The 16,845-nt window shown below is 55.4% G+C and carries 28 protein-coding genes; 24 read left to right on the top strand and 4 right to left on the bottom strand.

What is annotated here, in order from left to right; genetic code table 11:
• The first annotated feature begins 34 nt into the window (after positions 1 to 34).
• The 23 genes from rplB (at position 35) to rplQ (ending at position 12,810) form a co-directional block, all read left to right on the top strand.
• A complete protein-coding gene (gene rplB / locus PYL13_RS12345; protein WP_192488634.1) occupies positions 35 to 871 on the top strand; it encodes a 50S ribosomal protein L2 in 837 nt (278 codons plus the stop codon).
• 14 nt (positions 872 to 885) lie between these two features.
• Positions 886 to 1,164, top strand: a complete 279-nt coding sequence (gene rpsS, locus PYL13_RS12340; protein WP_192488635.1) for a 30S ribosomal protein S19 — start codon at positions 886 to 888, stop codon at positions 1,162 to 1,164.
• A 2-nt stretch (positions 1,165 to 1,166) separates the two neighbouring features.
• On the top strand, positions 1,167 to 1,556 hold the full coding sequence (rplV, locus tag PYL13_RS12335; RefSeq protein ID WP_045230773.1) for a 50S ribosomal protein L22: 390 nt from the start codon (positions 1,167 to 1,169) through the stop codon (positions 1,554 to 1,556).
• On the top strand, positions 1,556 to 2,287 hold the full coding sequence (gene rpsC, locus PYL13_RS12330) for a 30S ribosomal protein S3 (RefSeq protein ID WP_192488636.1): 732 nt from the start codon (positions 1,556 to 1,558) through the stop codon (positions 2,285 to 2,287). The genes rplV and rpsC overlap by 1 nt, the downstream gene beginning before the upstream one ends.
• Positions 2,288 to 2,325: 38 nt before the next feature.
• Entirely contained in the window at positions 2,326 to 2,739 is a 414-nt protein-coding gene (gene rplP, locus PYL13_RS12325) for a 50S ribosomal protein L16 (RefSeq protein ID WP_192488637.1), read from the top strand.
• A 12-nt stretch (positions 2,740 to 2,751) separates the two neighbouring features.
• Positions 2,752 to 2,952: a 50S ribosomal protein L29 gene (gene rpmC, locus PYL13_RS12320; protein WP_138790874.1), complete on the top strand. Its 201-nt coding sequence runs from the start codon at positions 2,752 to 2,754 to the stop codon at positions 2,950 to 2,952.
• A 12-nt stretch (positions 2,953 to 2,964) separates the two neighbouring features.
• Entirely contained in the window at positions 2,965 to 3,201 is a 237-nt protein-coding gene (gene rpsQ, locus PYL13_RS12315; RefSeq protein WP_192488638.1) for a 30S ribosomal protein S17, read from the top strand.
• A gap of 234 nt (positions 3,202 to 3,435) precedes the next feature.
• Positions 3,436 to 3,804 carry a 50S ribosomal protein L14 gene (gene rplN / locus PYL13_RS12310; RefSeq protein WP_003495199.1) on the top strand — a complete coding sequence of 123 codons (369 nt, stop codon included), beginning with the start codon at positions 3,436 to 3,438 and terminating at the stop codon, positions 3,802 to 3,804.
• Between the two features lie 12 nt (positions 3,805 to 3,816).
• Positions 3,817 to 4,125, top strand: a complete 309-nt coding sequence (gene rplX, locus PYL13_RS12305) for a 50S ribosomal protein L24 (protein WP_192488639.1) — start codon at positions 3,817 to 3,819, stop codon at positions 4,123 to 4,125.
• The gene (gene rplE / locus PYL13_RS12300) at positions 4,118 to 4,675 is read left to right on the top strand and encodes a 50S ribosomal protein L5 (protein WP_192488640.1); all 558 of its coding nucleotides are present in this window, start codon (positions 4,118 to 4,120) and stop codon (positions 4,673 to 4,675) included. Before rplX ends, rplE begins: the two co-directional genes overlap by 8 nt.
• A 33-nt stretch (positions 4,676 to 4,708) precedes the next feature.
• On the top strand, positions 4,709 to 5,014 hold the full coding sequence (gene rpsN, locus PYL13_RS12295) for a 30S ribosomal protein S14 (protein ID WP_192488641.1): 306 nt from the start codon (positions 4,709 to 4,711) through the stop codon (positions 5,012 to 5,014).
• Positions 5,015 to 5,026: 12 nt separating this feature from the next.
• On the top strand, positions 5,027 to 5,425 hold the full coding sequence (gene rpsH / locus PYL13_RS12290) for a 30S ribosomal protein S8 (RefSeq protein ID WP_045024690.1): 399 nt from the start codon (positions 5,027 to 5,029) through the stop codon (positions 5,423 to 5,425).
• A gap of 42 nt (positions 5,426 to 5,467) precedes the next feature.
• Positions 5,468 to 6,001 (top strand): 50S ribosomal protein L6, encoded by a 534-nt coding sequence (gene rplF / locus PYL13_RS12285; protein WP_192488642.1) that lies wholly within the window; start codon positions 5,468 to 5,470, stop codon positions 5,999 to 6,001.
• A gap of 12 nt (positions 6,002 to 6,013) precedes the next feature.
• Positions 6,014 to 6,376 carry a 50S ribosomal protein L18 gene (gene rplR, locus PYL13_RS12280; RefSeq protein WP_192488643.1) on the top strand — a complete coding sequence of 121 codons (363 nt, stop codon included), beginning with the start codon at positions 6,014 to 6,016 and terminating at the stop codon, positions 6,374 to 6,376.
• A 119-nt stretch (positions 6,377 to 6,495) separates the two neighbouring features.
• The gene (gene rpsE, locus PYL13_RS12275; protein WP_192488644.1) at positions 6,496 to 7,065 is read left to right on the top strand and encodes a 30S ribosomal protein S5; all 570 of its coding nucleotides are present in this window, start codon (positions 6,496 to 6,498) and stop codon (positions 7,063 to 7,065) included.
• 11 nt (positions 7,066 to 7,076) lie between these two features.
• Positions 7,077 to 7,283, top strand: coding sequence for a 50S ribosomal protein L30 (gene rpmD / locus PYL13_RS12270; protein WP_192488645.1), 207 nt, complete (start codon positions 7,077 to 7,079; stop codon positions 7,281 to 7,283).
• Positions 7,284 to 7,299: 16 nt separating this feature from the next.
• Complete coding sequence (gene rplO, locus PYL13_RS12265) at positions 7,300 to 7,779, top strand: 50S ribosomal protein L15 (RefSeq protein WP_192488646.1); 480 nt, start codon at positions 7,300 to 7,302, stop codon at positions 7,777 to 7,779.
• Positions 7,780 to 8,016: 237 nt separating this feature from the next.
• Entirely contained in the window at positions 8,017 to 9,357 is a 1,341-nt protein-coding gene (gene secY, locus PYL13_RS12260; RefSeq protein WP_192488647.1) for a preprotein translocase subunit SecY, read from the top strand.
• Positions 9,354 to 9,944 (top strand): adenylate kinase, encoded by a 591-nt coding sequence (locus PYL13_RS12255; protein ID WP_275641550.1) that lies wholly within the window; start codon positions 9,354 to 9,356, stop codon positions 9,942 to 9,944. The genes secY and PYL13_RS12255 overlap by 4 nt, the downstream gene beginning before the upstream one ends.
• Before the next feature lie 239 nt (positions 9,945 to 10,183).
• Complete coding sequence (gene rpsM, locus PYL13_RS12250; protein WP_192488649.1) at positions 10,184 to 10,552, top strand: 30S ribosomal protein S13; 369 nt, start codon at positions 10,184 to 10,186, stop codon at positions 10,550 to 10,552.
• 132 nt (positions 10,553 to 10,684) lie between these two features.
• Complete coding sequence (gene rpsK / locus PYL13_RS12245; RefSeq protein WP_007766864.1) at positions 10,685 to 11,074, top strand: 30S ribosomal protein S11; 390 nt, start codon at positions 10,685 to 10,687, stop codon at positions 11,072 to 11,074.
• A 178-nt stretch (positions 11,075 to 11,252) separates the two neighbouring features.
• On the top strand, positions 11,253 to 12,263 hold the full coding sequence (locus PYL13_RS12240; protein ID WP_192488650.1) for a DNA-directed RNA polymerase subunit alpha: 1,011 nt from the start codon (positions 11,253 to 11,255) through the stop codon (positions 12,261 to 12,263).
• Between the two features lie 121 nt (positions 12,264 to 12,384).
• Positions 12,385 to 12,810 carry a 50S ribosomal protein L17 gene (gene rplQ, locus PYL13_RS12235; RefSeq protein WP_192488651.1) on the top strand — a complete coding sequence of 142 codons (426 nt, stop codon included), beginning with the start codon at positions 12,385 to 12,387 and terminating at the stop codon, positions 12,808 to 12,810.
• Positions 12,811 to 12,970: 160 nt separating this feature from the next.
• On the opposite strand, the gene PYL13_RS12230 is transcribed toward rplQ, so the two are convergent.
• Together PYL13_RS12230 and PYL13_RS12225 are read right to left on the bottom strand one after the other, a co-directional pair.
• Positions 12,971 to 13,780, bottom strand: coding sequence for a carbon-nitrogen hydrolase family protein (locus tag PYL13_RS12230; RefSeq protein ID WP_275641549.1), 810 nt, complete (start codon positions 13,778 to 13,780; stop codon positions 12,971 to 12,973).
• A gap of 66 nt (positions 13,781 to 13,846) precedes the next feature.
• A complete protein-coding gene (locus PYL13_RS12225; protein WP_275641548.1) occupies positions 13,847 to 14,719 on the bottom strand; it encodes a DUF817 domain-containing protein in 873 nt (290 codons plus the stop codon).
• A gap of 65 nt (positions 14,720 to 14,784) precedes the next feature.
• Between PYL13_RS12225 and PYL13_RS12220 the strand changes: the two genes are divergently transcribed.
• On the top strand, positions 14,785 to 15,225 hold the full coding sequence (locus PYL13_RS12220; protein ID WP_275641547.1) for a ribosomal maturation YjgA family protein: 441 nt from the start codon (positions 14,785 to 14,787) through the stop codon (positions 15,223 to 15,225).
• On the opposite strand, the gene msrQ is transcribed toward PYL13_RS12220, so the two are convergent.
• Together msrQ and msrP are read right to left on the bottom strand one after the other, a co-directional pair.
• The gene (gene msrQ, locus PYL13_RS12215; RefSeq protein WP_192488655.1) at positions 15,167 to 15,826 is read right to left on the bottom strand and encodes a protein-methionine-sulfoxide reductase heme-binding subunit MsrQ; all 660 of its coding nucleotides are present in this window, start codon (positions 15,824 to 15,826) and stop codon (positions 15,167 to 15,169) included. The two genes, PYL13_RS12220 and msrQ, sit on opposite strands and share 59 nt — an antisense overlap.
• Position 15,827: 1 nt before the next feature.
• A complete protein-coding gene (gene msrP / locus PYL13_RS12210; RefSeq protein ID WP_275641546.1) occupies positions 15,828 to 16,769 on the bottom strand; it encodes a protein-methionine-sulfoxide reductase catalytic subunit MsrP in 942 nt (313 codons plus the stop codon).
• Between the last annotated feature and the right edge of the window lie 76 nt (positions 16,770 to 16,845).

Raw genomic sequence — 16,845 nt, 5'->3', positions numbered from 1 at the left:
CCACGCGGGCAAAGACCCAAAAGGGAACAATAAAATGGCATTGAAAAGTTTCAATCCAACCACTCCGAGCCAGCGCCAGCTGGTCATTGTCGACCGTTCTTCGCTCTACAAGGGCAAGCCGGTTAAGGCGCTGACCCAAGGTCTCAGCTCGAAGGGTGGCCGTAACAACCAGGGCCGGATCACTGTCCGTTTCCAGGGTGGCGGTCACAAGCGCACATACCGTCTCATTGACTTCAAGCGTCGCAAGTTTGACGTTGAGGGTACGGTTGAGCGTCTGGAATACGATCCAAACCGCACTGCATTCATCGCGCTCGTAACTTACGCTGACGGTGAACAGGCTTACATTCTCGCGCCACAGCGTCTTGCTGCTGGTGACAAGGTGATCGCCTCCGACAAGGCTGTTGACGTGAAGCCAGGCAACACAATGCCGCTTCAGTACATCCCAGTTGGTTCGATCATCCATAACGTCGAGATGAAGCCTGGTAAGGGTGGTCAGATCGCTCGCTCGGCAGGTACATATGTGCAGCTCGTCGGTCGTGACCAGGGTATGGCGATCCTTCGTCTGAACTCTGGTGAACAGCGTCTCGTGCACGGCTCTTGCCTTGCATCCATCGGTGCTGTTTCCAACGCCGACCACGGCAACACCAACGACGGTAAAGCCGGTCGTTCGCGTTGGCGCGGTAAGCGTCCACACGTTCGCGGTGTCGTTATGAACCCTGTCGATCACCCGCACGGCGGTGGTGAAGGTCGTACGTCTGGTGGTCGCCATCCGGTGACTCCGTGGGGCAAGCCTACAAAGGGCAAGCGTACACGCTCCAACAAGTCGACCGACAAGTTCATCATGCGTTCGCGCCATCAGCGTAAGAAGTAAGAGAGGTAGTCCAAGTGGCTCGTTCAGTATGGAAAGGTCCGTTTATTGACGGCTATCTTCTCAAAAAGGCTGAGAAGGTACGCGAAAGCGGACGTAATGAAGTAATCAAGATCTGGAGCCGTCGCTCCACGATCCTGCCGCAGTTCGTAGGCTTGACCTTCGGCGTTTACAACGGCAGCAAGCATGTGCCGGTCAATGTCAATGAAGACATGGTCGGTCACAAGTTCGGTGAATTCTCTCCGACCCGGACCTACTACGGTCATGGCGCGGACAAGAAGGCAAAGAGGAAGTAATCATGGCGAAGGCTAAGACCGAACGCCGGCTGAAGGACAACGAGGCTCAGGCTATTGCCCGTACGCTTCGCGTCAGCCCACAGAAACTGAACCTGGTTGCCGCTCTTATCCGTGGCAAGAAGGTTGATCGCGCTCTCGCCGAGCTCGAATTCTCCCGCAAGCGTATCGCTTCCACCGTCAAGAAGACGCTGGAATCGGCTATTGCGAACGCAGAAAACAACCATGACCTCGACGTCGACGCTCTCGTCGTCGCCGAGGCCTACGTTGGCAAGTCCATCACCATGAAGCGTTTCCACGCTCGTGGCCGTGGTCGCGCCTCGCGTATCGAAAAGCCGTTTGCACACTTGACTATCGTTGTTCGCGAAGTCGAGGAAAAAGGGGAGGCCGCATAATGGGTCAGAAGATTAATCCAATCGGCTTCCGCCTCGGTATCAACCGTACTTGGGATAGCCGCTGGTATGCAGACACTGCCGAATACGGCAAGCTGCTCCACGAAGATCTCAAGATCCGTGCTTACCTGATCAAGGAATTGAAGCAGGCAGGCATCGCCAAGGTTGTCATCGAACGTCCGCACAAGAAGTGCCGCGTGACCATCCACTCGGCTCGTCCGGGTCTGATCATCGGCAAGAAGGGTGCAGACATCGAGAAGCTTCGCAAGAAGATCTCGGAGATGACCGACAGCGAAACGCACCTCAACATCGTTGAAGTGCGCAAGCCGGAAGTCGACGCTACACTCGTAGCACAGTCGATTGCCCAGCAGCTCGAACGCCGCGTGGCTTTCCGCCGTGCGATGAAGCGTGCTGTTCAGTCCGCTATGCGTCTTGGCGCCGAAGGCATCAAGATCACCTGCGGCGGCCGCCTTGGCGGCGCGGAAATCGCTCGTACCGAATGGTACCGCGAAGGTCGCGTGCCACTTCACACCCTGCGTGCAGACATCGACTACGGTACAGCTGAAGCTGAAACCGCATTCGGTATTTGCGGCATCAAGGTCTGGATCTTCAAGGGCGAAATCCTTGAGCACGATCCGATGGCTTCCGAGCGTCGTGCGCTCGAAGGCGATGCCCAGGGTCCGGCAAGCCGTGAGCGCGGTGATCGTGGCGATCGTCGTCGCGAAAACGCTTGATTGACGCTGGCGAAAGATAAGCTCGGAGAAGTAAGAAAATGTTGCAGCCAAAGCGTACTAAGTACCGCAAGCAGTTCAAGGGTCGCATCAAAGGTGTGGCCAAGGGCGGCTTTGACCTTGCATTCGGTGAATACGGCTTGAAGTCGCAGGAACCGAACCGCGTTAATGCACGCGAGATCGAAGCGGCCCGCCGCGCGATCACGCGTTACATGAAGCGCGCAGGTCGTGTGTGGATCCGCGTATTCCCAGACACTCCGGTTACGGCCAAGCCGACCGAAGTTCGTATGGGTAAGGGTAAGGGTTCGGTCGAATACTGGGCTTGCAAGGTCAAGCCTGGTCGTATGATGTTCGAGATCGACGGTGTTTCCGAGGAGATCGCCCGTGAGGCGCTTCGTCTCGGCGCTGCCAAGCTCTCGGTTAAGACGCGCTTCGTACAGCGCATCGCAGAGTAAGGAGCAGGCACAATGAAAGCCGAAGATGTTCGCGGCCTCAGCGCCGATCAGCTCAAGGACAAGCTTGCCGACCTGAAGAAAGAGCAGTTCAACCTGCGCTTCCAGAAGGCTACCGGTCAGTTGGAAAAGTCCTCGCGCATCAACGAAGTCCGTAAGGACATCGCCCGCGTGAAAACCATTGCCCGCCAGAAGGCGGCAGAAGCCAAGGCCTAAAGGAAGAATAATATGCCGAAACGCATTCTGCAGGGCGTCGTAGTTTCCGACAAGAACGAGAAGACCGTTGTAGTCAAGGTCGAGCGTCGATTCGCTCACCCACTGCTTCAGAAGACCGTTCGTCGTTCGAAGAAGTACAAGGCCCACGACGAAAACAACCAGTACAAGGTTGGTGATGTGGTTTCCATTGAGGAATGCGCACCAATCTCCAAGGATAAGCGCTGGACGGTTGTTTCCGCACAGGCTTAATTCAAACAGTTTCGCGCCGGGCTCTTGCTATCGGCGCGAAAACCTGTATGAAGCAGCGCAAGGACGCTCGTCACCGGGCGTCTTTTGCTTTGATGCGCACGGAAGGTCCGTTATGGAAACCACCCTGGCAAGATTTCTTCCGCGCGAAAACAGAGACTTTTCATAAGCTGGAGCAGGGGGCTTTCTCTTTGAGGCTGCCCAACCGGTCCAGTAACAACAAGAAGGCGACCTGACATGATTCAGATGCAAACAAACCTCGACGTGGCGGATAATTCCGGCGCACGTCGTGTCATGTGCATCAAGGTGCTGGGCGGCTCGAAGCGTAAGTATGCTTCCGTTGGCGACATTATTGTCGTTTCGATCAAGGAAGCTATTCCGCGCGGCCGCGTCAAGAAGGGCGACGTGATGAAGGCGGTTGTAGTGCGTACCGCCAAGGACATTCGTCGCGCTGACGGCAGCGTCATCCGTTTCGATAACAACGCAGCTGTTCTTATCGATAACAAGAAAGAGCCTATCGGCACCCGTATCTTCGGACCGGTTCCACGCGAACTTCGCGCAAAGAACCATATGAAGATCATCTCGCTGGCTCCAGAAGTACTGTAAGGAGCGATAGCGATGCAGAAAATTCGCAAAGGCGACAAAGTTGTCGTATTGACCGGTAAGGACAAGGGCCGTACCGGCGAAGTAACTCAGGTCTTGCCAAAAGAAGATCGGGCTTTCGTGAGTGGCGTAAACATGGTGAAGCGTCACCAGCGCCAGACCCAGGGCCAAGAAGCTGGCATCATCAACAAGGAAGCATCCTTGCACATCTCTAACCTTGCTATCGTCGACAAGGACGGTAAGGCGACCCGCGTTGGGTTCAAGGTTGTAGACGGCAAGAAGGTCCGCGTGGCCAAGCGTTCGGGAGAAGTGATCGATGGCTGAGTCCAAGTACGAGCCGCGTCTCAAGGCTGAATACGTTTCCCGTATTCGCGGCGCTATGCAGGAGAAGTTCTCCTACTCTAACGTGATGATGATCCCGAAGCTCGACAAGATCGTTATCAACATGGGTGTTGGTGAAGCAACGGCTGATTCGAAGAAGCCAACAGTTGCTGCAGCCGATCTGGCCGCTATTGCTGGTCAGAAGCCGGTTGTTACCAAGGCTCGCAATTCCATTGCTGGCTTCAAGGTTCGTGAAGGCATGCCAATCGGTGCGAAGGTTACTCTTCGTGGCGCTCGCATGTATGAGTTCCTTGACCGTCTGATCAACATCGCGCTTCCGCGCGTTCGCGACTTCCGGGGCCTGAACCCGAAAAGCTTTGACGGCCGTGGCAACTTCGCCATGGGCATCAAGGAGCACATTGTGTTCCCAGAAATCAACTACGATAAGGTTGATCAGATGTGGGGCATGGACATCATCGTTTGCACGACGGCGACTTCGGACGACGAAGCTCGGGCTCTTTTGACAGAGTTCAACTTCCCTTTCCGTCAGTAACCGTAACGACGAGCGTAGAAAAGGAACTCTGATATGGCGAAAACAAGCGCAGTTGAAAAGAACAAGCGCCGCCGCAAGACAGTTGCACAGCATGCTTCCAAGCGTGCCGCGCTCAAAGCTGTCGTCATGAACCAGTCCCTTCCGATCGAAGAGCGGTTCCAGGCAACACTGAAGCTCGCTTCGCTGCCGCGTGACGGCTCGAAGACACGTATCCGCAACCGCTGCGAAGTAACGGGCCGTCCGCGCGCGTTCTATCGTAAACTCAAGATGTCGCGTATTGCGCTTCGCGAGTTGGGCAATTCCGGCAAGGTGCCGGGTATTGTCAAGTCGAGCTGGTAAGGAGACGGGCACATGACAATGACTGATCCGTTGGGTGATATGCTCACCCGCATCCGCAATGGTGCTGCTCGTCGCAAGTCGTCGGTTAGCACTCCTGCTTCCAGCCTCCGTGCGCGCGTTCTCGACGTGCTGCAGGCTGAAGGCTACATTCGCGGTTATTCCAAGTCCGATTTTGAAAACGGCAAGGCCGAGTTCACGATCGAACTGAAGTACTACGAAGGCGCGTCCGTGATCCGTGAGATCGGCCGCGTATCCAAGCCGGGCCGCCGGGTTTATGTCTCGGTAAAGTCCATTCCGCAGGTCGCGAACGGTCTCGGCATCACTATCCTTTCGACTCCGAAGGGTGTGATGGCTGATCACCAGGCTCGTGAACAGAACGTTGGTGGCGAGGTTCTTTGCTCGGTCTTCTAAGATCGGGCAGGGGTCTCCTGGCGAAACAGGCAGGATAAAAATATGTCTCGTATCGGTAAAAAGCCCGTTCAGGTACCAGCAGGGATCACGGCCACGGTTGATGGCCAGAAGATCACTGCAAAGGGTCCGAAGGGTGAACTGTTTTTCGTCGCTAATGACGACATTCAGTTGAAGCTGGAAGAAAACTCGGTTTCGGTTCAGCCGGCCAACAACACCAAGGAAGCTCGTTCGAAGTGGGGCATGTCCCGCACAATGATCGAGAACATCTTCAAGGGTGTTAAGGACGGTTACGAACGTAAGCTCGAAATCAACGGCGTTGGTTATCGTGCAGCCATGCAGGGCCAGAACCTGCAGCTGGCGCTCGGTTTCTCTCACGACGTTGTTTATGAGCCTCCGGTCGGTATCACCATTGCCGTTCCTAAGCCGACGGAAATCATCGTTTCCGGCATTAACAAGCAGCAGGTCGGTCAGGTTGCCGCGGAAATCCGCGAATACCGTGGTCCCGAGCCCTACAAGGGCAAAGGCGTCAAGTACGCTGAAGAACGGATCATCCGCAAAGAAGGCAAGAAGAAGTAAGGAACTCGCGAAATGGCTAGCAGGAAAGAAGCACTTTCACGCCGTGCGAACCGTGTACGCCGCCAGATCAAGGCGGTTGCTAACGGTCGCCCGCGCCTGTCGGTTCATCGCTCGTCGAAGAACATCTATGCACAGGTCATCGATGATGTTGCCGGCACGACGCTTGCGTCTGCCTCGACACTCGAAGCAGATCTGCGCAAGTCGCTGAAGACTGGTGCGGACGTTGCAGCAGCTGCCGTTGTTGGCAAGCTGGTTGCAGAGCGCGCCGGCAAGGCTGGCGTCAAGGATGTTGTATTCGATCGTGGCGCATTCATCTATCACGGCCGCGTTAAGGCCCTGGCAGATGCAGCACGCGAAAGCGGTCTGAACTTCTAAAAAGCTTCCGCCCGGATCCGTCCGGGCGGTTTTCACCGGACCATGCGGGTTCCAGAAATGGAACCGGTGGTCCTTCTCTCGTTTGCCGTTCTACCCGCAAAAGAAAAAGGAAAAGGACAATGGCACAGGATAAAAGAGGTTCTCGCGACGATCGCCAGAACCGCGAAGAGCGCGATAGCGAATTCGTTGACAAGCTGGTTGCAATCAACCGCGTTGCAAAGGTTGTTAAGGGTGGCCGTCGTTTCGGCTTCGCTGCTCTCGTTGTTGTTGGCGACCAGAAGGGTCGCGTTGGTTTCGGTCACGGCAAGGCTCGTGAAGTTCCAGAAGCTATCCGCAAGGCAACTGAAAGCGCAAAGCGCGATCTGATCTTCGTTCCGCTTCGCGATGGCCGCACGCTGCACCACGATGTTAACGGCCGTCACGGCGCTGGCAAGGTTCTGCTGCGCTCTGCAAAGGCTGGTACTGGTATCATCGCCGGTGGTCCAATGCGCGCTGTTTTCGAAACGCTCGGCGTTCACGACGTCGTCGCCAAGTCGACAGGTTCTTCGAACCCGTACAACATGGTTCGCGCAACTTTCGACGCTCTGAAGCACCAGGTTCATCCGAAGGACGTCGCTGCACAGCGTGGTCTCAAGTATGCAACTCTTCAGGCACGCCGCGCCGCTTCCGGCAACGCTGCTGAAGAATAAGGAGCTGGATCATGGCCAAGAATGCTACTGAATCCAAGAAGACTGTTACGGTCGAACAGATCGCCAGTGCCAATCGCCGCCCGGCAGTACAGCGTCAGACGCTGATCGGCCTGGGTCTCAACAAGATGCACCGTCAGCGTACCCTGGAAGATACTCCATCGGTTCGTGGCATGATCCGTGCTGTCCAGCATCTCGTTCGCGTCGTAGACGAGAAGTAAGACCGGGGAAGTCATCATGAAACTCAATGAAATTAAAGACAACGAAGGTTCTTCCAAGGATCGTATCCGCGTAGGTCGCGGTATCGGTTCCGGCAAGGGCAAGACCGGTGGTCGTGGTGTTAAGGGTCAGAAGGCTCGTTCGGGCGTTGCTATCAACGGCTTCGAAGGCGGTCAGATGCCTATCTACCGTCGCCTCCCAAAGCGCGGCTTCACCAACATCTTCGCTTCTGAATACGCAACCGTTTCGCTCGGCCGTATCCAGACTGCAATCGATGCTAAGAAGCTCGACCCTAAGGCAACGATCGATTCGGCTGCTCTGAAGGCTGCTGGCGTCATTCGTCGCGAAAAGGACGGCGTTCGCGTTCTGTCCGGTGGCGAACTGACCACCAAGGTAACGATTGAAGTAGCCGGCGCCTCCAAGGCTGCTGTTGAAAAGATCGAAAAAGCTGGCAGCTCTATCAAGCTTCTGGTTGTTGCAGCTGAAGCTGCTGAGTAATATATAGACTACGAACGCCCGGAGTGGTTCACTCCGGGCGTTCGCGCTCCCTTATGAGAGCCTCACAGTCCCGACGACGAACGTAATGTTTGTGACCGGGACACATGGAAACAGGGGTGAGGCAAGATTGCGGTTCGTCCGCGTCCGTCCGAAGCCCGGTTTTTGAACCAGTATCTTTTTGACCTTTTCCGGAACTGCCGGTTTCGGGCTGCTGGCAAGGGTCGCGCGGAGAATTTTATGGCTTCAGCAGCGGAACAACTGGCCTCAAACCTGAATTTTTCAACTTTCGCGAAAGCGGAAGATCTGAAAAAGAGATTGTGGTTCACCCTCGCAGCACTTCTCGTATACCGTCTTGGTACGCATATTCCGCTTCCGGGTCTTAACCCAGAGGCCTATGCACAGGCATTCCGCGGTCAAGCGGGCGGTATCCTGGGTCTTTTCAACATGTTTGCGGGCGGCGCTGTAGAGCGCATGGCGATTTTCGCGCTCGGCATCATGCCTTACATCTCTGCTTCGATCATCGTGCAGCTTATGACGTCCGTTGTGCCGTCGCTTGAAGCGCTGAAGAAAGAAGGGGAGGCTGGTCGCAAGATCATCAACCAGTACACCCGTTACGGCACTGTGCTGCTCGGCACCCTGCAGGCCTACGGCATTGCCGTTGGTCTGGAAAGCGGGAGCGGCCTTGTGATCGATCCGGGCTGGTTCTTCCGCATTTCTACCGTCATTACGCTGCTCGGCGGTACAATGTTCCTGATGTGGCTGGGTGAACAGATCACCTCGCGTGGTATTGGTAACGGTATTTCCCTGATCATTTTTGCCGGTATTGCTGCCGGTCTGCCGACAGCTCTTGCCGGTACGCTGGAACTGGGCCGTACAGGCGCTCTGTCCACACCGCTTATTCTGGCTGTGGTCGTGGTGGCTATTGGCGTTATTGCGCTGATCGTGTTCGTGGAACGTGCACAGCGTCGTCTTCTGATCCAGTATCCGAAGCGTCAGGTTGGCAACCGCATGTTCCAGGGTGATACATCGCACCTGCCACTGAAGCTGAACACTGCCGGTGTTATCCCTGCGATCTTCGCTTCTTCGCTGCTGCTTTTGCCAGCGACGGCTGCCGGTTTTGCCGGTAACGGCAATCTGCCGAACTGGGCGACAACGATCATTGCGTCGCTGCAGCACGGTCAGCCATTGTTCATGCTGTTTTATGGTCTGCTGATTGCCTTCTTCGCATTCTTCTACACCGCGATTGTTTTCAATCCGAAGGATACGGCTGACAATCTGAAAAAGCACGGCGGCTTCATTCCGGGCATTCGCCCAGGTGAACGCACAGCCGAGTATATTGACCATGTTCTGACACGCATCACCGTCATCGGCGCTGTTTATCTTGTGTTCGTGTGTATCCTTCCTGAGACACTTATTGCTCGGACAGGTATCCCATTAGCCCTTGGTGGTACTTCGCTTTTGATCGTTGTCAGTGTAACCCTAGATACTGTTGCCCAGATCCAGGGACACCTGATTGCCCAGCAGTATGAAGGGCTGATCAAGAAATCTAAATTGCGTGGAGGAAAGAGGGGACGATGAGACTGATATTTCTGGGACCACCAGGTGCTGGTAAAGGAACCCAAGCCAAGCGTTTGACGGACAAATACGGTATTCCGCAGCTTTCAACGGGGGACATGTTGAGAGCGGCTGTGAGCGCCGGTACTGAAGTCGGCATACGTGCAAAGGCTGTTATGGATGCCGGTGGTCTGGTGTCTGACGATATCGTCAACCAGATCGTGTCGGACCGTATCGTGGAGCCTGACTGTGCGAAGGGCTTCATCCTCGACGGATATCCGCGCACTGTTCCTCAAGCCAAGGCTTTGGCAGAGAACATGCAGGCGAAGAGCCTGAGACTTGATGCTGTCATCGAGTTGAAGGTGGATGAGGAAGCCCTGATTCGCCGAATCGAAAACCGCGTGGCTGAAACCATTGCTGCCGGTGGTAAGGTTCGTCCTGATGATAATCCGGAAACTTTCCGCAAGCGCATGGTTGAATACCATGAAAAGACGGCTCCCCTGTCGCAATATTACAGCGAACAGGGACAGTTGGTGACGCTTGACGGGATGGCAGGCGTCGATTCTGTGACTGCAGAGATCGAACACGTGCTTGAGAAAGCAACTGCTTGAGTTTTGCGTTCTTCTGGATCGCTAAAGAATCTTGGCGGAGCCGGTTGCTTTTTCGCGCTGATTCCGCTAAACACCGCGCCAACTCGCGACAATCCAGCGACTGGCGCGGATTTCCCAAGGGAGATCCGGGTGCAGTCGTTTCGGCTTGCGGCGGATATTAATTTGAACTGGCGGTCTTGTTACCGCTCTAATGGAAGCACCACTTGCCGGATGGCAACTGGAACGCAAGGAGAATAGACGTGGCACGTATCGCTGGCGTCAACATCCCGACTGCGAAGCGCGTTGTTATCGCGCTGACCTACATTCACGGGATTGGTCCAAAATTCGCGCAGGAAATCATGGACAAGGTCGGCTTGCCGGCTGAAAAGCGCGTTCATCAGCTGACGGATGCTGAAGTTCTTCAGATCCGCGAAACCATCGACCGTGATTATCAGGTAGAAGGCGATCTTCGCCGCGATACCTCGATGAACATCAAGCGTCTGATGGACCTCGGCTGCTACCGTGGTCTGCGTCACCGTCGTGGCCTTCCGGTCCGCGGTCAGCGCACCCACACCAACGCTCGTACCCGTAAGGGTCCAGCGAAGGCGATCGCAGGTAAGAAGAAGTAATTTCCGGGAAGCCGGGGTGGGGAGGCTGGTGCACGCGCCGGCCTCTTTGAATTTGGCGAAGGGCCTTGAACGGCTCGGTGCCGGTGTAGCCGCTGGTGTTACGGCGGTGAAGAGATCAATGAAAGGGATACTATGGCAAAGGAAGCCACACGCGTTCGGCGTCGCGAACGTAAAAACATCACCTCTGGTGTTGCTCACGTAAATTCCACGTTCAACAACACCATGATCACCATCACTGACGCACAGGGCAACGCAATTGCCTGGTCGTCTGCTGGTGCAAAGGGTTTCAAGGGTTCGCGTAAGTCTACGCCGTTTGCCGCCCAGATCGCTGCTGAAGACTGCGCCAAGAAGGCTCAGGAACACGGCATGAAGTCGCTTGAAGTCGAAGTTTGCGGTCCAGGTTCTGGTCGTGAATCCGCTCTTCGCGCTCTGCAGGCTGCTGGTTTCATGATTACCTCTATCCGCGATGTGACGCCGATCCCGCACAACGGTTGCCGTCCGCGCAAGAAGCGCCGCGTCTAACGCAGGCTGCTTCGTGGTTCCGCCTTTCCTCTGGTCAGGCGGAATTTTCGCGTTTTACCGCATAACTTCCGGTCTTCCGGCTTTTATGCGACAAACCCGCTGATGAACCCCGGTTCCTCTCAGTGTTCATGCTCGGACCGCCACGATTGGATGGTGGCGGCGAACGGAAGGTTTAAACATGATTCAGAAGAATTGGCAGGAACTCATCAAGCCGAACAAGGTCGAGTTCACGTCTTCGAGCCGCACGAAGGCAACGCTTGTTGCCGAGCCTCTGGAGCGTGGTTTCGGTCTTACGCTTGGTAACGCGCTTCGCCGCGTTTTGCTGTCTTCTCTGCGTGGTGCTGCTGTAACGGCCGTGCAGATTGACGGCGTTCTGCACGAGTTCTCCTCCATTCCCGGCGTTCGGGAAGACGTGACGGATATCGTGCTGAACATCAAGGAAATCGCCATCAAGATGGATGGTGACGACTCCAAGCGCATGGTTGTGCGTAAGCAGGGCCCAGGTGCCGTTACTGCTGGTGATATCCAGACAGTTGGCGACATCGAAATCCTGAACCCGGAACACGTTATCTGCACCCTCGACGAAGGCGCTGAAATCCGCATGGAATTCACCGTCAACAACGGCAAGGGTTATGTACCGGCAGAGCGTAACCGCGCGGAAGATGCCCCGATTGGCCTCATTCCCGTGGACAGCCTCTACTCCCCGGTGAAGAAAGTGTCCTACAAGGTGGAAAACACCCGTGAAGGTCAGGTTCTCGACTATGACAAGCTGATTATGTCCATCGAGACTAACGGCTCTGTTTCCGGTGAAGATGCAGTTGCTTTTGCTGCTCGTATTCTCCAGGACCAGCTCGGCGTATTCGTCAACTTCGACGAACCGCAGAAGGAAGCCGAAGAAGAATCCGTTGCAGAACTGGCGTTCAACCCGGCTCTTCTCAAGAAGGTCGACGAACTGGAGCTTTCCGTTCGTTCGGCAAACTGCCTGAAGAACGACAACATCGTCTACATTGGCGACCTGATCCAGAAGACCGAAGCCGAAATGCTTCGTACTCCGAACTTTGGTCGCAAGTCGCTGAACGAAATCAAGGAAGTTCTCGCTTCCATGGGTCTGCACCTCGGTATGGAAGTACCGGCATGGCCACCAGAGAACATCGAAGATCTCGCAAAGCGTTACGAAGACCAATACTAATACAGACAGAGGCAGGCCCTTTAAAGACTGCCTTTCCCCGTCAAACAGCAGACAGGTCGTCTGCATGTGCCAGGAAACGGCAGGCCTGAAGATCAGGAACCTGCATTAAAGGAGAATAGCAATGCGCCACGGAAATTCAGGCCGCAAGCTCAATAGAACTGCCAGCCACCGCAAGGCAATGTTTGCCAACATGGCTGCTTCGCTCATCACGCATGAGCAGATCGTAACCACTCTGCCAAAGGCGAAAGAAATTCGCCCGATCGTTGAGAAGCTGGTAACCCTCGGCAAGCGCGGCGACCTGCACGCTCGTCGTCAGGCTCTCTCGCAGATCAAGGATCAGGACGCTGTTCGCAAGCTGTTCGACGCAATCGCAGCTCGTTACGCAAACCGTAACGGCGGCTACCTGCGCATCATGAAGGCTGGCTTCCGTCAGGGCGACAATGCTGCTCTCGCAGTTATTGAATTCGTTGAACGCGATGTTAACGCCAAGGGCGCAGCCGACAAGGCTCGCGTAGCTGCTGAAGCAGAAGCTGCAGAAGCTGCATAAGTTCTGACGCGTTAAAACGTCAAACTGATAAAAGTCCGGGTGAGCAATCACCCGGACTTTTTCGTATTCGGTTGGTGTTTTTTCTGTCCGGGCGTTGTCTCTCTGGAAGAGTTTCCCGCGGGCGGAGCGGTATCCTGCAGGCCAGCGAATTCCCAGCGTCTCAAGACTCGATCCGTTTGTCCCGGTAGATATCGCCCTGTCGGGCCAGACGCCGCCAAGGTCTTGCCTTCTGCAAGGCTCCATCAAAGATCGGATCATTACGGTCCAGCGTTGCGAAGGCCAGCTGATTGCTGGTCTCTACACTGCAATGGGAGATGATCTTGCTATCAGGGCCGATAATGCCGGCTGGGCCTTCATGGGCGGTTTGCGCCGGCGTGGCGCCACTGATCCACAGGCAGTTGAAACCGGCATGGGCGCGCAGCGCAATCTGGAAGAAGCTTCTGATGCCGTAGGAAGAAAACAGGATCGCGTCGACGCCGAGGCGCTCGTACTCCATATATAATTCCGGGAACTGGACCTCGATGCAGGTCAAACAGCCGAAGCGGTAACCATCGACCTCGAGTGTCACAGGATGGATGCCCGGGGTGTACCAACCCTGCAATTCAGTATTGGAGAGAAAACGTTTGTCGTAGCGACCGATCAGGTCTCCAGTGTCGCTGAGAATATACTGGCTGTTATGTGGCGGCTGTGGTGCAGGCAGGGCATGGGTTGAGCCGATCACGGCAAAGATGTTGTGGCGTTTGCAGGTCTCGGCAATCGCCGCAAGCTCTGCGTCATGCGTGGTCCAATCAAGATCTAGCCAGCTCTCGGGTGAGCTGATTTGCGCCTTGGCGTAACCTGACAATGCTCCTTCACAGAAGTTGATGAGGCGGGCGCCTTGCGTCGCCGCCTGTACGATCAGCGCCCGGATGGTGCGGCCATTTTCGCGGATGTCAGAGGTTATGATGCTCTGAGCTGCGGCAATCTTCATGTGCGACATCCGTCTCGTTTTTGCTTTGGTCGTTCAAAACAAGAAGTCTCCTTGTGGAGGCATAAACTATTCCGGCACCGAAATGCGGCTCTTGATGTGCTTGAGATGCGAAACGATGGTGAAGGTCATGATGACAAGCAATGACCACGAACTCCATTTGCCAAGATGCACCATGGACCAAGCGCCAAGCTGGTTGGGGTAGGCCCAGATGCCGAAGAAGGTCGAGATGTTTTCCGCCAGCCAGACAAAAAAGCCGATCAGCACAAAGGCCAGAAGCAGTGGCATGCGCCGGTCGCGGTCATAGGGGCGGTAGACGACGGTGGCACGGGCATAAAGGCCGAGCGCACAGGCCGCGATATACCACCTGTAATCACCGATATAATGGTGGGTGAAGAAGTTGGCGTAGATCGCCAAACCGATGAGCGTTGCCATCCAGTAGCTGGGGTGGTGGCGGATGCGGATATCAAACAGGCGCCAGGCCTGAATAATATAGCTGCCGACAGCGGCATACATGAAGCCGGAAAACAGCGGTACGCCAAACAGCTTGCTATAGGCAAAATCCGGATAGGACCAAGACTGGATGCTGCCCGATGTCTTGAAAACTTCCAGAGCAAAACCGACAATGTGGAACAGGAAGATGGCCTTTGCTTCATCCAGCGTTTCCAACTTGCTCCAGATCATGAAAAACTGGATGGCAAGCGCGATGACCAGCAGCACGTCATAACGTGGCAGGCCAAACAGGCCGTCTCTCGGCACCAGAAAAATCGACAGGAAAAACAGGCCAGCAAACAGGCAGGCGCGTGCCTCCTTGATGCCGAAATACAAAAACTCGACGATAAAACGTTTTATGCCTTTAAGTTCGCCCCAAGGATGGGTATCGCAGAGATAACCATCAAAGGCGGAAAGCCGGCCACCGGTCCATGTTGTGTCTGTGCTCATAGGCTGTTTCCGTTTGCGGCCAATCTTTTCGTTCAGAAGCTATAGCAACCCTTGAGGGAATCGACATGGCCTTGCCGCCGTTTTCACGGTTTTATTCAGTGCGTGTGGGGCATTTTTCGGGCGCTTGTCTGGTGATCATTCTCGGACTGGCGTTGCGCAAATTCGGCTACACCGTCGGTCTGCCCTTTGTGGTGCTGAAATATGGCGGCTCGATCCTGTGGGGCTCCATGGTCTATCTGCTGATCGCCACATTGCTTGCCCATCATCCGCTGCGTCAGAGGGCGATGATCGCCATTGGTGTGGCCATCGCTGTGGAGTTGGTCCGCCTTGTTCACTTTCAGGCGCTTGATGCCTTCCGCGATACTGCGGTCGGCACATTGTTACTGGGGCGGGTATTCTCGCTGTGGAATATTGCCTGTTATATCACCGGCATAGTGGCTGCCGCAGTCATTGCCGCACGGCTTTCTGGCTTGTGGCAACGGTGCTGCGTTTCTTCCATGCCATGATCCTTGGTCGCATCAGCCGGTAGGCAACCAGCAGAACCGGCAGCGCCATGTGGATGAAAGGCCCAAGCGTGATGGACTTGACGGCCATCGAATAGTGCAGGGCGCCACCCAGAATGATCAGATAGACAAGCTTGTGCAGCCTGATCCAGTTTTTGCCGAGCTTTCGGATCGACAGGTTGTTGGATGTCACGGCCAGGGGAATTAGCAGCACAAGACAGGCCATGCCGATGGTGATGTAGGGCCTGCGCGCGATGTCGGCAAAAATCGACAGCATATCCAGCCGCTTGTCGAGCAGCATGTAAGTGGCAAAATGCATGACGACATAATAGAACGCCAGAAGGCCGAGGGCGCGTCGGTAACGTATCCAGTTGATGCCTGTAAAGTCACGCAACGGGGTGATGGCCAGCGTGGCAATCAGAAAGCGCAGCGCCCAGATGCCAAGCAGGTGTTCGAAATCCTTGACGGGGTTGGGGCCAAGTTGGCCGCTCGCACCAAGGTAGAAATACCAGGCGGCCGGACAGAGGCCGATGATGTAGAGCAACCAGATGCTGGCCGCATGGAAACGGCGTGGAAGTGCTGGAATGGGCAGCTTGGCAGCCATGTCAATAATTCGCCTTGAGGTCCATGCCGCTATAGAGGCTTGCGACCTCGTCATATCCGTTGAACATCAGTGTTGGGCGGTTCTGCGTGCCAAAGAAACCACCTTCACCAATGCGCTGTTCGCTCGCCTGGCTCCAGCGGGGGTGGTCAACGTTTGGATTGACGTTGGAATAGAAACCATATTCGCGGGCATTGGAATTTTTCCACGTGGTTTCCGGCTGAGTTTCAGTAAGTGATATGCGCACGATGGATTTGATGCCCTTGAAGCCGTATTTCCATGGCACGACCAGGCGAATGGGCGCACCATTCTGGTTTTGCAAGGTTTCACCGTAGAGGCCAACGGCAAGGATTGTCAGCGGATGGCGGGCCTCATCAAGGCGCAAGCCTTCGACATAGGGCCATTTCAGCGGTTGGAAAAGTCCGGTCTGGCCCGGCATTTCTTCTGGCCGCACGACCGTTTCGAAGGAGACATATTTGGCGCTGCCCAGCGGCTCGACCTGATCCAGCAAGGCGGAGAGTTGAAAACCGATCCACGGAATCACCATCGACCAGCCCTCGACACAGCGCATGCGGTAGGTGCGCTCTTCCAGCTGAAGTTTCATCAGTTCTTCAAGGCCGAATTCCTTGGGCTTGCCAACCAGACCATCGACTTTCACTGTCCAAGGTGTTGGTTTGAAATGCTGGGAATAGTCCTTCGGGTCGGATTTGCCGACGCCGAATTCGTAGAAATTGTTGTAGCTGGTGATGGCATCCAGCGGTGTTACTTGTTCATCGATCTTGTAGGGGCCGGGTTTTGCGGTGAGGGGAGCGGCAAAGGCACTGCCTGCGGCCCCTCCGGCGAAAGCAAGACCTGCGGCACCGCCCATAAACTTGCGGCGGTTCATGTAGGCGTCACGCGGAGTCACATCACGTGCAGCAATATGGGGTGGACGGTAAACAGCCATTTTAATCTCCTCCGCGCCGAGCCTGCCGGCACCATTTCATGTTATGATGCCTACTACGTTGCATAAACAAGATATG

This window comes from Agrobacterium sp. Azo12 (genome assembly GCF_029193765.2).
Classification (GTDB): domain Bacteria; phylum Pseudomonadota; class Alphaproteobacteria; order Rhizobiales; family Rhizobiaceae; genus Agrobacterium.
This window is presented reverse-complemented; position numbering and strand designations above follow the sequence as displayed.

Coding starts and splice junctions, on each gene's coding strand:
- PYL13_RS12255 (WP_275641550.1), top strand. CDS start 9,354: ATGAGACTGATATTTCTGGGACCACCAGGTGCTGGTAAAGGAACCCAA.
- rpsE (WP_192488644.1), top strand. CDS start 6,496: ATGGCACAGGATAAAAGAGGTTCTCGCGACGATCGCCAGAACCGCGAA.
- rplX (WP_192488639.1), top strand. CDS start 3,817: ATGCAGAAAATTCGCAAAGGCGACAAAGTTGTCGTATTGACCGGTAAG.
- rpsH (WP_045024690.1), top strand. CDS start 5,027: ATGACAATGACTGATCCGTTGGGTGATATGCTCACCCGCATCCGCAAT.
- rplB (WP_192488634.1), top strand. CDS start 35: ATGGCATTGAAAAGTTTCAATCCAACCACTCCGAGCCAGCGCCAGCTG.
- rplN (WP_003495199.1), top strand. CDS start 3,436: ATGATTCAGATGCAAACAAACCTCGACGTGGCGGATAATTCCGGCGCA.
- PYL13_RS12220 (WP_275641547.1), top strand. CDS start 14,785: ATGGCCTTGCCGCCGTTTTCACGGTTTTATTCAGTGCGTGTGGGGCAT.
- secY (WP_192488647.1), top strand. CDS start 8,017: ATGGCTTCAGCAGCGGAACAACTGGCCTCAAACCTGAATTTTTCAACT.
- rplF (WP_192488642.1), top strand. CDS start 5,468: ATGTCTCGTATCGGTAAAAAGCCCGTTCAGGTACCAGCAGGGATCACG.
- rpsQ (WP_192488638.1), top strand. CDS start 2,965: ATGCCGAAACGCATTCTGCAGGGCGTCGTAGTTTCCGACAAGAACGAG.
- rplV (WP_045230773.1), top strand. CDS start 1,167: ATGGCGAAGGCTAAGACCGAACGCCGGCTGAAGGACAACGAGGCTCAG.
- msrP (WP_275641546.1), bottom strand. CDS start 16,769: ATGGCTGTTTACCGTCCACCCCATATTGCTGCACGTGATGTGACTCCG.
- PYL13_RS12240 (WP_192488650.1), top strand. CDS start 11,253: ATGATTCAGAAGAATTGGCAGGAACTCATCAAGCCGAACAAGGTCGAG.
- rplO (WP_192488646.1), top strand. CDS start 7,300: ATGAAACTCAATGAAATTAAAGACAACGAAGGTTCTTCCAAGGATCGT.
- msrQ (WP_192488655.1), bottom strand. CDS start 15,826: ATGGCTGCCAAGCTGCCCATTCCAGCACTTCCACGCCGTTTCCATGCG.
- rpmD (WP_192488645.1), top strand. CDS start 7,077: ATGGCCAAGAATGCTACTGAATCCAAGAAGACTGTTACGGTCGAACAG.
- rplE (WP_192488640.1), top strand. CDS start 4,118: ATGGCTGAGTCCAAGTACGAGCCGCGTCTCAAGGCTGAATACGTTTCC.
- rplP (WP_192488637.1), top strand. CDS start 2,326: ATGTTGCAGCCAAAGCGTACTAAGTACCGCAAGCAGTTCAAGGGTCGC.
- rplR (WP_192488643.1), top strand. CDS start 6,014: ATGGCTAGCAGGAAAGAAGCACTTTCACGCCGTGCGAACCGTGTACGC.
- rpmC (WP_138790874.1), top strand. CDS start 2,752: ATGAAAGCCGAAGATGTTCGCGGCCTCAGCGCCGATCAGCTCAAGGAC.
- rplQ (WP_192488651.1), top strand. CDS start 12,385: ATGCGCCACGGAAATTCAGGCCGCAAGCTCAATAGAACTGCCAGCCAC.
- rpsN (WP_192488641.1), top strand. CDS start 4,709: ATGGCGAAAACAAGCGCAGTTGAAAAGAACAAGCGCCGCCGCAAGACA.
- PYL13_RS12225 (WP_275641548.1), bottom strand. CDS start 14,719: ATGAGCACAGACACAACATGGACCGGTGGCCGGCTTTCCGCCTTTGAT.
- rpsK (WP_007766864.1), top strand. CDS start 10,685: ATGGCAAAGGAAGCCACACGCGTTCGGCGTCGCGAACGTAAAAACATC.
- rpsC (WP_192488636.1), top strand. CDS start 1,556: ATGGGTCAGAAGATTAATCCAATCGGCTTCCGCCTCGGTATCAACCGT.
- PYL13_RS12230 (WP_275641549.1), bottom strand. CDS start 13,780: ATGAAGATTGCCGCAGCTCAGAGCATCATAACCTCTGACATCCGCGAA.